Source organism: Caviibacter abscessus (genome assembly GCF_001517835.1).
Taxonomy (GTDB): domain Bacteria; phylum Fusobacteriota; class Fusobacteriia; order Fusobacteriales; family Leptotrichiaceae; genus Caviibacter; species Caviibacter abscessus.
This window is the reverse complement of the sequence record NZ_LOQG01000001.1, coordinates 129,811-144,663: the sequence shown is the minus strand read 5'-3', so window position 1 is coordinate 144,663 and position 14,853 is coordinate 129,811. Positions and strand designations below refer to the sequence as shown.

At 23.6% G+C, this 14,853-nt stretch carries 15 protein-coding genes; 5 read left to right on the top strand and 10 right to left on the bottom strand.

Going from position 1 to position 14,853, the window contains the following annotated elements; genetic code table 11:
* The first annotated feature begins 5 nt into the window (after positions 1-5).
* The 4 genes from AWT63_RS00740 to AWT63_RS00725 are packed head-to-tail and all read left to right on the top strand — an operon-like array spanning position 6 to position 4,625.
* Positions 6-1,511 (top strand): sensor histidine kinase, encoded by a 1,506-nt coding sequence (locus AWT63_RS00740; protein ID WP_068267674.1) that lies wholly within the window; start codon positions 6-8, stop codon positions 1,509-1,511.
* Between the two features lie 37 nt (positions 1,512-1,548).
* Positions 1,549-2,397 carry a tRNA pseudouridine(55) synthase TruB gene (gene truB, locus AWT63_RS00735; RefSeq protein ID WP_068267673.1) on the top strand — a complete coding sequence of 283 codons (849 nt, stop codon included), beginning with the start codon at positions 1,549-1,551 and terminating at the stop codon, positions 2,395-2,397.
* Between the two features lie 15 nt (positions 2,398-2,412).
* A complete protein-coding gene (gene galU, locus AWT63_RS00730) occupies positions 2,413-3,297 on the top strand; it encodes a UTP--glucose-1-phosphate uridylyltransferase GalU (protein ID WP_068267671.1) in 885 nt (294 codons plus the stop codon).
* The gene (locus AWT63_RS00725; protein ID WP_068267670.1) at positions 3,294-4,625 is read left to right on the top strand and encodes a bifunctional ADP-dependent NAD(P)H-hydrate dehydratase/NAD(P)H-hydrate epimerase; all 1,332 of its coding nucleotides are present in this window, start codon (positions 3,294-3,296) and stop codon (positions 4,623-4,625) included. Before galU ends, AWT63_RS00725 begins: the two co-directional genes overlap by 4 nt.
* 305 nt (positions 4,626-4,930) lie before the next feature.
* On the opposite strand, the gene AWT63_RS00720 is transcribed toward AWT63_RS00725, so the two are convergent.
* From AWT63_RS00720 to AWT63_RS00690, 7 genes are all read right to left on the bottom strand, one after another.
* Positions 4,931-6,154 carry an ABC transporter permease gene (locus AWT63_RS00720; RefSeq protein WP_068267669.1) on the bottom strand — a complete coding sequence of 408 codons (1,224 nt, stop codon included), beginning with the start codon at positions 6,152-6,154 and terminating at the stop codon, positions 4,931-4,933.
* 6 nt (positions 6,155-6,160) lie between these two features.
* Positions 6,161-6,853, bottom strand: coding sequence for an ABC transporter ATP-binding protein (locus tag AWT63_RS00715; protein WP_068267668.1), 693 nt, complete (start codon positions 6,851-6,853; stop codon positions 6,161-6,163).
* A complete protein-coding gene (locus AWT63_RS00710) occupies positions 6,850-7,905 on the bottom strand; it encodes an efflux RND transporter periplasmic adaptor subunit (RefSeq protein ID WP_068267666.1) in 1,056 nt (351 codons plus the stop codon). Before AWT63_RS00710 ends, AWT63_RS00715 begins: the two co-directional genes overlap by 4 nt.
* A 3-nt stretch (positions 7,906-7,908) precedes the next feature.
* Positions 7,909-9,111 (bottom strand): TolC family protein, encoded by a 1,203-nt coding sequence (locus AWT63_RS00705; protein ID WP_068267664.1) that lies wholly within the window; start codon positions 9,109-9,111, stop codon positions 7,909-7,911.
* A gap of 68 nt (positions 9,112-9,179) precedes the next feature.
* Positions 9,180-10,643, bottom strand: a complete 1,464-nt coding sequence (murJ, locus tag AWT63_RS00700; RefSeq protein ID WP_068267663.1) for a murein biosynthesis integral membrane protein MurJ — start codon at positions 10,641-10,643, stop codon at positions 9,180-9,182.
* Complete coding sequence (locus tag AWT63_RS00695) at positions 10,636-11,337, bottom strand: segregation and condensation protein A (RefSeq protein WP_068267662.1); 702 nt, start codon at positions 11,335-11,337, stop codon at positions 10,636-10,638. The genes murJ and AWT63_RS00695 overlap by 8 nt, the downstream gene beginning before the upstream one ends.
* Entirely contained in the window at positions 11,324-12,196 is an 873-nt protein-coding gene (locus AWT63_RS00690; protein ID WP_197407525.1) for a bifunctional riboflavin kinase/FAD synthetase, read from the bottom strand. The genes AWT63_RS00695 and AWT63_RS00690 overlap by 14 nt, the downstream gene beginning before the upstream one ends.
* A gap of 131 nt (positions 12,197-12,327) precedes the next feature.
* Here AWT63_RS00690 and AWT63_RS00685 point away from each other — a divergent pair, with 131 nt between their 5' ends.
* A complete protein-coding gene (locus tag AWT63_RS00685; RefSeq protein WP_068267657.1) occupies positions 12,328-12,603 on the top strand; it encodes a hypothetical protein in 276 nt (91 codons plus the stop codon).
* 34 nt (positions 12,604-12,637) lie between these two features.
* Here the strand turns inward: AWT63_RS00685 and AWT63_RS00680 are convergent, their stop codons facing one another.
* From AWT63_RS00680 to AWT63_RS00670, 3 genes are read right to left on the bottom strand one after another with little or no spacing between them, the layout of a single operon-like run.
* Positions 12,638-13,336: a TMEM164-related integral membrane acyltransferase gene (locus AWT63_RS00680; RefSeq protein WP_068267655.1), complete on the bottom strand. Its 699-nt coding sequence runs from the start codon at positions 13,334-13,336 to the stop codon at positions 12,638-12,640.
* Positions 13,337-13,370: 34 nt separating this feature from the next.
* Positions 13,371-14,420: a ComEC/Rec2 family competence protein gene (locus AWT63_RS00675; protein WP_068267653.1), complete on the bottom strand. Its 1,050-nt coding sequence runs from the start codon at positions 14,418-14,420 to the stop codon at positions 13,371-13,373.
* A complete protein-coding gene (locus AWT63_RS00670) occupies positions 14,417-14,851 on the bottom strand; it encodes a pilus assembly FimT family protein (RefSeq protein WP_068267650.1) in 435 nt (144 codons plus the stop codon). Before AWT63_RS00670 ends, AWT63_RS00675 begins: the two co-directional genes overlap by 4 nt.
* Between the last annotated feature and the right edge of the window lie 2 nt (positions 14,852-14,853).

Genomic DNA, 14,853 nt, shown 5'->3' with positions numbered 1-14,853 from the left:
GAAATATGAAGAAAATAAAATTAAAATTAGCTAATAAGATTTCATTCGCATATATATTAATGTTTATTATTTTTATGATTTTTTGTGAGTTTTTTGTTATATATTTTCTTAGAAAACAAAATTATGAAAATAATAGAATTTTGTATTCACAAAAAATACAAGAAATAAATGATTTTTTTGATAAATTAGAAGATTTTTCAAAAAAGTATAATAGTATAACGCTAGACTTTAATCCAAAAATAAAAAATAATATGATGATATATTCAAAGCCATTTGATAGTAATGGATTTGAATATAGATATATTGTTAGAATTAGAAATTCAAATGGTTATGATGAAATACCACTTAATACATATATTAACTCAACTATTAGCAAAGATAAACTTATAGAAAAAATTGAAACGATTAATAAAAGTATTAAAAGTTCATATATAAATAAAAATATACCTGTTAATATAAATGGGAGTGCTAATTCAATATACACTGTTATAAGAATTAGCAGACATATTGGTGGTAATACTTTTGATATCTATATTTTAAAGGATAAAACGGATGAGAATTTGATATATAAAACACTTATATTATTACTGACTTTATATACTTTAATAGGATTAGTAATTGTAGTATTTTTATCAAATAAGCTTAGTAAAAATATATTAAAACCAATTAATAATATTATACAAATTGCTGATTTAATTTCTACTGACGATTTAAGTATTAGAATCACACCAACAGATACTAATGATGAACTTGATAATTTAATTGAAATTATTAATGGAATGTTGGACAGACTTAATATTGCTTTTGATAATCAATCTAAATTTATATCAGATGTATCACATGAATTAAGAACACCACTTACAATAATTAGAGGTTATGCAGAATTAGCATTAAGACATGGTGAAAATGATTCTAAAATATCTACAGAATCACTTGAATTTATAGTCAGCGAAGTAAATAATATGAAAGATTTAGTTGATAAACTTTTATTTTTGGCTAGAGGAGATGCAAGTACAATAAAACTTAAAATGGAAACGTTTGATTCAGAAGATTTTATTAATCAGCTTCAAAGTGGTTCTTTATTTTTTATAAGAGATCATAATTTAATTATAGAAAGAAATGAAAAATATGCACTATATGCAGATAAAAGTTTATTATTACAAGCAATAAGAGCTATACTTGAGAATTGTGTAAAATATTCAGATACTGGTACAAATATATATATAAAATCATATTATGATTCATCTAGAAAGGCTGCGGTTATTTCTATAAAAGACCAAGGTATTGGAATTTCTAAAGAATATTTTGAAAAAGTATTTGAAAGATTTTATAGAATTGATGAATCAAGAACAAAACAAACAGGAGGAACAGGATTAGGACTTTCAATAGTAAAAAAAATAGTTTCATTACATAATGGTAAGATTGAATTAAAGTCTGAACTTAATAAAGGTTCTGAATTTATACTATTAATTCCATCAAAAGGCAATAATAAAATAGAAAAATGGAGCTAGTATTTAAAATTACTAGCTTTTTTAGAAAAGGATATAAATGAATAGTAAAATTTTACTTATAAATAAAGAAAGAGGAATTAGTTCATATAAAAAAATTAGAGAAGTACAAAAACAATATAGATTTAATAAAATAGGTCACGTAGGTACATTAGATCCGATGGCTGAGGGTTTAATAATGGCAATAAGCGATAATGCGACCAAGCTTTCTAATTTTTTGATGAAACAAGATAAGATATATGAGGTTGAAATGCAGTTGTATTATCAAACTGACACCTTAGATTTAGAAGGTAAAATAGTATATAGTGATGACATCAGAGAAAAATATAATATTGAAGATATAACAAATGCAATGAATGCTTTTATAGGAGAAATATTACAAAAACCTCCCATGTATTCAGCAATTAAAATAAATGGTAAAAAATTATATAATTTGGCTAGAAAAGAAATATTTCTTGACGTTCCAGAAAGACCTGTAAATATTTACTATATTGAAAATATAAAAACAAAAGATGACGATAAAATATCATTTACTACTAAAGTTTCATCAGGAACGTATATAAGATCACTTGTACGTGATATTGCAATAAAATTAGGAACTTATGCAACAATGACAGCACTTAAAAGAGTTCAAATTGGAGATTTTAAATTACCTCCTGATGTTAGTGAAATTGATGTAGATAATGCGATAAAGTTAGAAAAAATATATCTTAGTTATAAGCAGTATTTTGAATTAAAAAATGGAATGACTATAATTTGCAGTAATAAATTCAATGAAACTAGTGAATTGTTACATGCTTATTATGAAAATAATTATGTAGGAATAATAAAAATTATTGATAGAAAAAATTGTGATATTTATTTAAAAAGAACAAAATTTTTTGAGTAGATTAGGAGGTTAAATATGAAAAAAATAAGAAAAGCAGTAATCCCAGCAGCTGGATTAGGGACAAGAGTTTTACCAGCAACAAAGGCTCAACCGAAGGAAATGTTAGCTATTGTTGATAAACCAGCAATGCAGTATTTAGTAGAAGAGATAATTGCATCAGGAATTACTGAAATTTTAATAGTAACAGGTAGAAATAAAGATTCAATAGAAAATCATTTTGATTTTTCTTATGAATTAGAAACGATATTAAAAGAAAAAGGAAAAGATAATTTATTGAAGGTAGTTCAAGATATTTCAAATATGTCAAATATTTATTATGTAAGACAAAAAGAACCACTTGGTCTAGGACATGCTATATCAAGAGCAGAAAGTTTTGTAGGTGATGAGCCTTTTGTTGTACTTTTAGGTGATGACATAATGTATGCAAAAGAAAAACCAGTTACTAAACAATTGATTGAAAAATATGAAGAAATCGGTGGTGGAAACATATTAGGTGTACAAAAAGTACCCAAAAATGAAGTTCATAAATATGGTATTATAGAACCTGATTACATGGTTGATGAAAAAACATACAAAGTTAAAAACTTTATTGAAAAGCCAGATGATGATAAGGCACCAAGTCAGTATGCAGCACTTGGAAGATATGTATTAGAACCTGAAATATTTAAGTATATTAACAAAACAAATATTGATAAAACAGGTGAAATTCAATTAACGGATGCAATATTAGCTATGGCAAAAGATATGGATAATTTGTATTCATATAGTTTTGATGCTAAAAGATATGATACAGGAGATAAATTTGGAATGTTTTGTGCTAATGTTGAATTTAGCTTAAGACATGATGAACTTAAAGATAGAGTTAGAGAGTATTTAAAGAAACTTGTTGATGAATTATGATTATAATAACAGATAATAATCAATCGAAAGAAATTGATAATATTCTGATAAATGAATATGGTATACCTTTAAATATTTTAATGGAAAATGTTGCTATAAATGTTGTGAAAAATCTTGATTTAACTAAGAATAAATATATTGTTGTATGTGGTCCTGGAAATAATGGAGCTGATGGACTATGTATAGCAAGGCAACTAAAAACATTGAAAAAAGAAGTCAAGGTCATTTGTCCTGAAAATAAGAGTATTCATTATGATATTGCAAGAAAAATAAATATTGATTTTATAACTGAAGTTGAAAATTGTGATATTTTGATTGATTGTATATTTGGAACTGGAATTAATGGAAAATTGACAGGAAAATATAAGGAAATTGTAAATAATATCAATAACAATGATTTTAAATATACAATAGTTTCTGTTGATTTACCTACACCTAGTATAAAACCTGACTTAGTTATTATGCTTTCATCATATAAGGAAGAAATGTTAAATATTGATGCCCCTGTAATAGTTGAAAATATAGGTGTACCTCAATGCATGTATGAAAAAATAAGTAGTAAATATTTAGTGGATGAGGAATATATAAATTCTATAAAAATTAAAAGAGATATATTTGCAAATAAAGGTGATTTTGGAAGAACGTTAATTATTGCGAAAAATGGTGCTGCATTATTAGCGGTTTCTGGAAGTGTAAAAGTCGGAAGCGGATACACATATTTATTATCGGACTCTAAAACTTGTGCTGCTAATTTAATTAAAACTCCGGAATGTATAAACATAAAAGATATGGAAGAAATAAATAAAATTAATGTCATTGGAATAGGACCTGGACTTTCTGCTGATGAACAATTAAAAAATATAATAATGGAAAATATTGATAAAAAGCTGGTGTTAGATGCAGATGCTATAAATGTTTTGGCAAAACATAAAGAAATGATAACTTTATTAAATGAAGATTGCATTTTAACACCTCATATCTTAGAATTTGCCCGTATAAGCGATTTTTCAGTTGAAGAGATACTAAAGTATCCCTTTGAAGCGATTAAGCAGTTTAAACGCAAATTTAAAGGGGTAATTTTATTAAAAGGAAAAAATACAATTATAAGTTATGATGATAAATATTATGTTATTAATATAGGAAATAGTAAAATGGCAAATGCGGGTATGGGTGATTTATTGCTTGGTATGATAAGTTCGTATTATGCACAAGGATATAAACCACTTCACGCAGCTATATATGGAGCATATAATCACGCAAATATTGGTAGAAGACTATCAAAACATCATGAAATTGTTAATCCTACAATGATATCAAACGAAATGTAAACTATAAAATGGTTTACATTTTTTTGTTGAAAAGTGGAAAAAATGGTACGAAGTACAAAAAAAGTGTACATTGATTTTGCTTGTTCAAAACACGAAACACAGTCAGTTTTCAACATAGTTGATGAAAAATTAATAAGGAAACTGAAATGTTGTATTATAAATAAAATTTTATAAAATTCATAAAAATTTTTTTATTCATATAATAAAAAATATTTGAAGTCCGATAATGTATCTTATGTTATTTAATGATTGAATTTATAAAAAAACTTCAAATATATTTTTATACTTGAAGTTTTCTACATATTTTACTCTTTTCTTAATGCTTCTATTGGTGATAATTTAGCCGCTTGTTTTGCTGGATATATTCCAAATAATAATCCTATTGTCATTGATACAAATATTGAAATTAGTAATATATCTAATCTTAAGAATGGCACAATTTTTATAAATATTCCTATAATTGATGCTATACCAAATCCTATTAATATTCCTATCATACCACCCACAACAGTTACTATCATAGATTCTATTAAAAATTGCAATTTAATATCTTTATTTTTAGCTCCTATAGCTTTTCTTAAACCAATTTCAGTTATTCTTTCATTAACACTTACAAGCATTATATTCATAACTCCTATACCTCCAACTATTAATGATATAGCTGCTACAACTGAAATAAATCCTGAAGCTAAATTAAGTATTCTTGAAACTTGATTTAGTTCTTCACTAAGTGGTTTTATTTCATAGAAATCACTTTTTATAGGTTCTTTTTGTAAAAGGTATTGTTTAAATTTTTGAATATCATCTTGTAAAGTATCCTTGTTTTTAAAATCAAGTTGTAAAGAACTATATATATTATTGATATTTCCTGCTAATTGGTTAACATGTTGTATTGGTGCGACAAGTTCTATGTAATCATTTTTAAATATAGTTGATGCATTTTCAGAATACGATTTAAATGTACCAATTATTGTGTATTTACCTATTAGTTCATTATTATAACTATTTATATTTATTGTTTTACCAATTGGACTTTCATTTTTAAATAGTGATTTTGCAGAGAGTCTATCAATTAAAACGACATTTGAATCTTTTGTATACTCTTCAGGAAAAAAAAGTCTTCCTGATGTTAATTGTGATGATTTAATATAAAATGAATTATTACTGTAGTTTCCTGATATGTATGTAAATCTATCATTAATTTCTGCATTAACACTAACTAAAGGTAATGCAGATTTTATAAATGGTAATTTATTAATTGCTGCTATGTCTTCATCAGTAAAATAGTGTTTCTGTTTAATAGCTTCTTTGTTTGTAGTTGTATATAATTTTGAAAATTCAACACTCACACCATTTTTAACTGAATTTTTTATATCAGCTAAAAGTTTTCTTTCAAATCCTGCCCCAAGTGATGATATTAAAACAACTGAACCTATTCCCATTATTATACCTAACATAGTCAAAAATGATCTAAATTTAAAGCTTTTTAAATTACTAATTGAAAGTTGTATAATTTCTAATATATTCATATTATTTTATACCCCCAATCTTTCTGTTACTATACTATCGCTTTGTATTACACCATCTTTTAATCTTACAATTCTTTTAGTATGTCTTGCAACATCTTCTTCGTGTGTAACCATAATTATAGTTACACCTGAATCATTTAATGTTTTAAAAATTTGAAGTATCTCTTCTGTTGATTTACTGTCAAGATTTCCTGTTGCTTCATCTGCAAATATTATTCTAGGATTATTAATTAATGCTCTTGCAATTGCTATTCTTTGTTTTTGTCCTCCTGAAAGTTCATTTGGAAAATGTAACATTCTATCTTCCAGTCCGACTTTTATAAGAAGCTCTTCTGCTCTTTTATGCCTTGTTTCTTTATCCATACCTAAATATTTTGCTGGTAATTCTACATTGTCAATAGCATTTAATTTCGGTAGTAAATTGTATGCCTGAAATACAAAGCCAACTTTTTGGCATCTTATTTCAGATAACTGATCATCATTAAGTTCAGCGATATTTTTACCATCTAAAACATATGTTCCTGATGTTGCTTTGTCAAGACAACCAATTATATTAAGAAATGTACTTTTTCCACTTCCAGATGTACCCATTATTGCAACATATTCACCTTCACTTACTTCAAGGTTTACTCCTTTTAAAATTTCTATTTCATTTTTTCCGATGAAGTAAGTTTTTCTTATGTCTTTAATGCTTATCATTTTATTTTTACTCCCTCTTTGTATAAATTGTTTGTATTTTCAATGATTCTATCGTTTACTTTAAGACCTTCTAATATTTCAAAATTTATAGTATTATTTTCTCCAAGTTTAATATATCTTTTTTCAAGGACATTATCCTTATTAACAACTAATACATATGACTTGTTAGTCGCTAAATCTGTTGAAATATAGTTATATGGAATTACAATTTTATCTTTTATTTCTTTATATATAATATTTACTTCAGCAGAATCACCAGGTTTTAATGTACTATAATTATCAAGTTCTATTACTACTCTTGTTGTATTTTCAGCAGAACCATCAGTTTTTTGTGCTATTTGTGATATAGATTTAATTTTACCTGTTAAAATTTTATTACTTTCTAATGAATCAGATGTAACAGTTACCTTCTGACCTTCTGCAAGTTTTTTAGCTTTTATATTTATTGCATTTACAATAATTTGTAAATTTTCCGTATCAGCGATTTTAAATAGTGGTTTTGTAGGTTCAACTTTATAGTTTTCATCAGCGTTTAATGCTAATATAACTCCTGAAATAGGTGATTTTATATCTTTTTTAAAGTCAGAAAATTCTTTTTTTGCAATATTCATATCTATTATTGAAGTTTCTAAAGTTAATTTAGCATCATTTACTTCATTTTTAGATGCACCACCATTATTAAATAATTGTGTTATTGCATGATAATCTCTTCTATTTTTTTCAACTTGTAATGCAAGTCTTTTATATTTAAGTTTAGCATCATCTAATGAACTTGCTTTTAATGATAATAATACATCACCTTGTTTTACTGAGTCTCCAGTTCTAAAATTTACTTTTTCAACTTGTGCTAATGTTTCTGAAAAAATTGAAATTTCTTTTTGTGGTACAACAGCCCCACTAAAAGTATATGAAAGTACTAAGTTTTGATTTTTTACTGTGTATATGTTTGCAGGTGCACTTGTGCCTGTTCTCGATTTAATAAATAAAAATATTCCCCCAAATATTAAAGTTAATATTAATAATAGTATAATTTTCTTTCTTTTAATAGCCATTTTTTATATCTCCTTTTTTAAAATGAAAGCACCTAATTTGCTTTTTGCTTTTATTGTATTTAATTTAGAACTATGATATTCATTAATTGCTTTTAGTAAATCATTATATTTTATACTTCCTAATCTGTATTTTAAATTTGCTATTTCAAGTTCTTTTTTTGCTAATTGCTCTTTTGAAAGTTCAAGTTTATATGTATTTTTTAATAAAGCATATTCAGATAAATCATCATTATATTTATTATCAACAGCCTTTAACTTGTTATCATATTCTATTATTGAATGTTTTTTATTATATTTTGCTTCATCAAGATCAACGCCTGTTAAATCAAAACTTTTGAATACGTTTAGTCCAACACTGTATGATTTATTTTCAATATTATACATTGCATTAACATTTATAGTAGGAACTACTTTACTAGCAATATATTTATTGTATTGTAATTCAGCAATTCTTTTTTCAACTTTTATTTTATTTTTCAATTCATTTGTTTGATCTTTTATTTTAATTTCTTTTATTTCAAAATCTTCTAAATTATTTATATCAATACTAACATTTTTTGCTTTTAATTGATTTAAAATTTTATTAAGTTCTTCTTGTAAAATTATAATTTCATGTTTTTTTATTTCAATTTGTAGTTTAAAATTTTCATAATCAATTTTTGAAACTGAACCTGATTTATATTTAGTTTCAATTATTTTTTCATCAGAATTTAATTTATCAAGCACAGATTTTGAATTGTCATATTCCCCTTTTTTTACAAGTAAATCAGCATAAAGATCAACTAATGAAAAATATTCATTTTTGATTGCATCATAATTTTTATTATATTCAGAAATTGCAAGTTGTTTATTTAAGTCCCATTTGTTATAAAAAAAGTCATTTAAGTCTTTTGATACACCTATGCTATTACTCACTTTTCCGTTACTACTGCCATTATTTCCATTACCATTTCCATATGTAATTGTGTATGTAAATGCTCCCCATTTTAATGTATTTTTTAAATTATGTTTTGAGCTACTATCATAATTATATCCTAAATCATTTGTAACATATTTAAAATCATCTAAGACAGATGCAATGATTTTTTTATTTTTTATATTATTTAATTCATTTATTTTATTATTGTATGTATTAGACTTTAAAGCATTTATTGAAAATGAATTAAGACCAATTAATAATAAAATAAATAATTGATATTTTTTCATATTTTTTCCTCCTTCATTCACTGTCGCAGGTATATATTACACCATGCTTTTCTATTTGTCAATAAAGCTTAATCAAAAATGTTGATTTTTTTCTTATATAATGGGTATGACCATAAAATAAAATAAACAGTCGAAAATACTAATAATTTTATTATTATATTTGAAAAATATGATGACACAAATAAGCAAACAAAAGATGCAATTAACGATTTAACAATAAAAAATAAATATTTTAATATATTATAATCAACATATTTTATTTTAATTGATGTAAGTAAAATTAGATAATTTAACATTGCTGAAATTGATGTAGCTAATGTTAAACCTATATGTGTATATTTTTTATATAGTAAATAGTCAAGTAATATATTTAAACCTATTGCAACAAAAGATGCAATTACAGGTAATTTTCTATTTTTGTGAACATAATGTGTCCTTGTAAGTAAGTGATTTGTCGAAAAAAACACTAATCCTAAGGCATAACATTTAAGTATTTCTGTAGTAATTTGTATTCCTTCTTTGCCTAATTTACCACTTCCAAATATTAAAGTTATTATATCTTTTGAATAAAAAAATAATCCAATTACAGATGGAATAATTAAAAAAGTAAGTAAATTAAGTCCTCTAGTAAATAGTAATAGTTCTGCTTTTTTATTTTTTTTGACAACTGCACTTGACAATTGTGGAAATATAACGACAGATAAAGAAATTGCAAATATTCCAACAGGTAATAAATATAGTCTACTTGCATAGTTTATAGCACTTATAGTTCCAATTTTAAGTGATGATGCAAAATTTGTATCGACAATTTCATTAATTTGATACCCAAATATACCAATTAATGTAGGTATCATTAATTTAAAGAAATTTTTTACATATATATCATTAAAATCAATTTTTAATTTAACATTTTTGATTATTTTTATAAAGCTTGGAACTTGAATTACAAATTGTAATATACCTGATATTAAAAATGAAATTGCTAAGGTATATATTCCACCTTTAAATTTTGATAATATAGTACCAATTATAATAGTTAAGTTGAATACAACTCCTGTTAATGTTGAAATGAAAAATTTCTTATAATTATTTAAAAAAGAAGCTAATACTCCAGATAAAGCTATGAATATTAGATAAGATGCCATAATTTTTAATAGTATATTGGCAGTTTCCATTCTAGAATCATTATGAAAACCAATTATATATTTTAATATAGGTCTTGAAAATATTATTGTTAAAAGGGATATACAAACGGTAAAGTTGAAGACTAATGTTATAATAGAATAAACAAATTCATTAGCTTTATCTACACCCAATTTTTCTTTTTTTTCTGTATATAAAGGTATGAATACTGTTCCTAAAGAGCCTTCTCCTAATAAAGTTGTAAAAAAATTAGAAATTCTGGAACTTGCAAAATATGCATCAGTTGCTCCAGTTAGTCCATAAAGATTAGCAATTAAAATTTCACGAATTAGACCAAGTATTCTACTTAGTGTATTTATACCCATAACTATGAAACTTGACTTAAACATTCTGTTTTCTCTCCTTAGTGATATAAAAATCAGTATTATCGATTATAATTTCAATTTCGTTATTTTTATATAATTCAAGTATTGCCATGAAAAATGAAACTATTCTGGCTTTACTAAATTTTCCGTTAAGCAATGAACTGAAGCTGTATACTGTGTTCTTATCTAAAATTTGTATTTCATTTTTTGCATTCTCAACTGTATATTCTTCTTCGATGTCAATTTTTATACTATATTCATTTTTTTTATTTAATTTATTAAATATGTTATTTAAACATAATTGCAAATTTTCTATATTTAGTATTGAATTATCATGTATAATTTCATCGTCATCATTAGTATTTATATTTTTTCTTGTAAATCTAATGTACTTTTCATTTTCTGTTTTTGAAAGTTCTGCTGACAATTCTTTAAATATTTTATATTCAAGTATTCTTCTTTCCAAATCAACAAGTTTTTCCTTATTTTTTTCACTCTTTAATACAGAATATGCTTTAATTTCAAGTAATTCGGATGCCATTTGTAAAAATTCAACTTTAAATTTAAAATTATTTTTTTCATGAGTTTTTATAATTTCCAGATATTCATTGATTATATTACTGATAACAATATTTTTTATATTCATCTTTTTTATGTCAATAAGATGTAGTAATAAATCTAATGGACCTTCAAAATTGTCAATTTTAATATTTATCATTAATCATTCTCCAACCAAGTGTATCAAGATATATTTGTTCTTTTAATTGAATTAGTGAGTCAAATTTTTTCTCACATCTGAGTCTTTTATGTAAAATAACTTTAATTTTTTTTCCATAAATATTAGAATTAAAATCAAATATATTTGTTTCAATAGTTACTCTATTTTTATTATCTATAGTGGGATTTTTTCCAATATTCATTATACTTTGATAAGTTTTATCCATGCCTTCTATTCTAACTGTTGTTCCATAAGCTCCGTATGGAGGATATATTTTATTTTCTTCAGGTAATATATTTGCAGTTGGAAAACCTATTGTTCTACCAATTTGTTTTCCTTTAACAACTATGCCGCTACAATTATACGGTCTCCCTAAAAATTTAGAAGCTGTTTCCATGTAGCCAGATAAAATTAAATTTCTAATTAATGTACTAGATACGGTAATTCCTTTAAGTTTAACCTCTTCAATTATATTAGTTTCTATTAATTCTTTAAGTTTATTTGCATTTCCTGACTTATTATGACCAAATGTGTAATTAAAACCGCAAAATACTATCTTAGCATTTAATTTTTGTTTTAATATGTTATTTACAAATTCAATTTCATTTAAGTTTTTTATAACATTAAAATCATCTAAATATATTTCATCTATTCCTAAATCCTTTAAAATTGTTATTTTTTCTTCTAAAGTCGTAATCACTTTATTTTTATATGGAAAATTTTCAAATATATATATTAATGTTTTTAACTTATTCTTTTTTGCATATATGATTGCTTCGTTTATTAATTTTTTATGACCTATATGTACGCCATCAAAATTTCCTAATATAACAACATTATTATTTTCAATTACTTGCACTATATATTTCCCCGTTCTTTTTTATATAATTATACTATAATATTTTATAAAATTCTATAATAAGGGTAGATTTTATCATAATTTAGTGGTATACATAATATTATCAAATATATGAAAGGCGGTTATATATTATGCAAGATGATTGCAACAAGGAACAACATTGTTCATGCTGTTCAGGTGATTACAGTGAAATATTTTCAAATACACCTAGTGAAAAAAGAAATAATCAAAGAATGGGTATTATTTATTTCATATTTTTAATATTAGCAACTTTTAATTTATATCTTGGAATTGTTTTATTATTTTTACCTTTTATATTTATGATTTATAAGAAAAAATTTAGCTTGCAAGTATTATCTTTAGTTATTTTTGCAATAATAGGAATAGTTTGCAATAGATTATTATAATAAAAAAGGATAAAGATTTTTGATCTTTACCCTTTTAATTTATACTCTTTTCTTCAATTTCTTCATTGTCAATGTGTAAAAACGGTAAATATGTAAGTATCATTGATAAAACAAATAGTGAGATCAATATTATTACATATATCCAAAAAGGTCTAATAAAACTTACTGCTGAAATAATATAATCATTTACAAACATAAAATTTGTGCCTAAAATATTATTAATTAATAAACCTGTTATACACATACCGATATATCCCAATATTGCCCATTTTAATCCATTTTTTGTAATTCTAACATCAAGATGAATAAATCCATATATTACAGTCATTATTTCAAGAAAATGTGTACCCATAAATACATGTACATAAAATCTTGTATGGTAATATTCAATTCCTGGTAATATTACAGCTAGTATTGCTCCTGTAAACCAGAAATAAACTAAATTAAACAAATGATTACTTCGCTTAATAAAGAATAAACCTGATATAATAAGAGATATATTACATAAATTAAGTGGTATTGTATAAAACCATTTTTCTTGTTCTATAAATATTCTATACCATATATCAAAAATTTTAGCAAATAATAAAAAATAGCCTAAAAATCTTGTGTAATACCCCTTATAATCTGTTCTTATAATAAAAGGAACAGATATAATTACGATTGTTAATATAAGGTAAAATATAAATGACTGTATATGTAGTGGTTCAAAATAATTAAATTTATGAAGCATTAATTTATATTCCTCCTACATTTAATTAAGTGTATTATATCATCTGAAATTTTTTTATGCAATAAAATATTAGCATGTATAAAATAACTAAAATTAGTATACTGCTGTTTTCGAATTTTATACAAAATATTTTAAATTTTGATAAATAAGTCAATATTATTTCAATTGTAATGTAATATCTTACGGTTATAAAATTCAAAAATTGAATTGGAAAGATAATGCATATAAATATCAATTGAAGTAATATGCTGTATATAGGTATAAATATGAGATTTAATATAAATGAAAAAAGATATATACATTTGAAAAAATATAAATTTATTGGAAATAAAATTATTTGAATGTATATACTTTTAATTATAATATTTTTTTCTTTTATAAAAATAATTACAAATAAAGGTAAATAACTTAAAGCAAATGATAAGTGAAAAATTTGAAGTGGATTAATTAATAATATTAAAACCATTGATATAAAATAAGAATCTTTACTAGAAATTTTTTTATTTAGTAATTTTGATATTGAAATGCAAAAAATCATAAAATATGCTCTTAAAATAGGTATATTAAATCCTAAAATTGCTGTATATAAAGCTAAAATTAATAAGATTATTATAATTTTTATTTTTTTATTGCTAAAATATAGAAAGTTTGAAAGTAACATATATATTATTGAAATGTGTAAACCAGATATGCTTATCAAATGATTTAGCCCTAAATTTTTATATATTTTTTTATTTAAATGTGATTTTTCATTTAAAATAATTGATTTTGATATTTTATTTAATTTGAAATTTAATTTTTTATTAATTCTATTTCTTATATAGTTTCTAAAAATATTTAATTTACTTTCTTTTACATATATTAATTCTTCATTATTGAAATAGAGAGTAAAATTACCACTACTCTCTATTCCGTATTTATTTGATTCAACTAAAGGTTTAAACAAAAATTTATTATTAATTTTATTGACATATACTAGATTACTATCAATATATACACTCTTTGTATATATGACTTCTCCTTTATATGTAGTAAAGAAAATATATATTAGATATATAATCAAAAAAGTTATATATTTTTTCATTTTGACACCTTAACTATTGGGACATTTAATGCGTTAGTTGTATCAACAATTATGTTATAATACAACTTATTTTTTCTTTTTATTTGTATTGTAAATCCCTTGTCAAAATTTCCATATTTTGTAGTATATCTTGTAAAATCATTACTTTTATTTTTTGTTATATAATCAAATTTATTATCTAATGTTATCACATTATCTATATACTTTATTTTTTTATTACTTAGATTAAAGTTAATTTCATATCCTTTATTTTCATATATTGCTTTGTTTTGTATGTAGTTTATTGCATTCACAATTTTAACTCTAGTTCTAAATGCTCTTATTTCATTAAAATATTCAAGTAATCGTGTAGTAAACAAGTATGCTACAGAAACTAAAAATAAGACTATTATAATTTCTGTCAATGTAAATCCTTTGTTTTTTCTTTTCATTT

Coding starts and splice junctions, on each gene's coding strand:
- AWT63_RS00740 (WP_068267674.1), top strand. CDS start 6: ATGAAGAAAATAAAATTAAAATTAGCTAATAAGATTTCATTCGCATAT.
- truB (WP_068267673.1), top strand. CDS start 1,549: ATGAATAGTAAAATTTTACTTATAAATAAAGAAAGAGGAATTAGTTCA.
- galU (WP_068267671.1), top strand. CDS start 2,413: ATGAAAAAAATAAGAAAAGCAGTAATCCCAGCAGCTGGATTAGGGACA.
- AWT63_RS00725 (WP_068267670.1), top strand. CDS start 3,294: ATGATTATAATAACAGATAATAATCAATCGAAAGAAATTGATAATATT.
- AWT63_RS00720 (WP_068267669.1), bottom strand. CDS start 6,154: ATGAATATATTAGAAATTATACAACTTTCAATTAGTAATTTAAAAAGC.
- AWT63_RS00715 (WP_068267668.1), bottom strand. CDS start 6,853: ATGATAAGCATTAAAGACATAAGAAAAACTTACTTCATCGGAAAAAAT.
- AWT63_RS00710 (WP_068267666.1), bottom strand. CDS start 7,905: ATGGCTATTAAAAGAAAGAAAATTATACTATTATTAATATTAACTTTA.
- AWT63_RS00705 (WP_068267664.1), bottom strand. CDS start 9,111: ATGAAAAAATATCAATTATTTATTTTATTATTAATTGGTCTTAATTCA.
- murJ (WP_068267663.1), bottom strand. CDS start 10,643: ATGTTTAAGTCAAGTTTCATAGTTATGGGTATAAATACACTAAGTAGA.
- AWT63_RS00695 (WP_068267662.1), bottom strand. CDS start 11,337: ATGATAAATATTAAAATTGACAATTTTGAAGGTCCATTAGATTTATTA.
- AWT63_RS00685 (WP_068267657.1), top strand. CDS start 12,328: ATGCAAGATGATTGCAACAAGGAACAACATTGTTCATGCTGTTCAGGT.
- AWT63_RS00680 (WP_068267655.1), bottom strand. CDS start 13,336: ATGCTTCATAAATTTAATTATTTTGAACCACTACATATACAGTCATTT.
- AWT63_RS00675 (WP_068267653.1), bottom strand. CDS start 14,420: ATGAAAAAATATATAACTTTTTTGATTATATATCTAATATATATTTTC.
- AWT63_RS00670 (WP_068267650.1), bottom strand. CDS start 14,851: ATGAAAAGAAAAAACAAAGGATTTACATTGACAGAAATTATAATAGTC.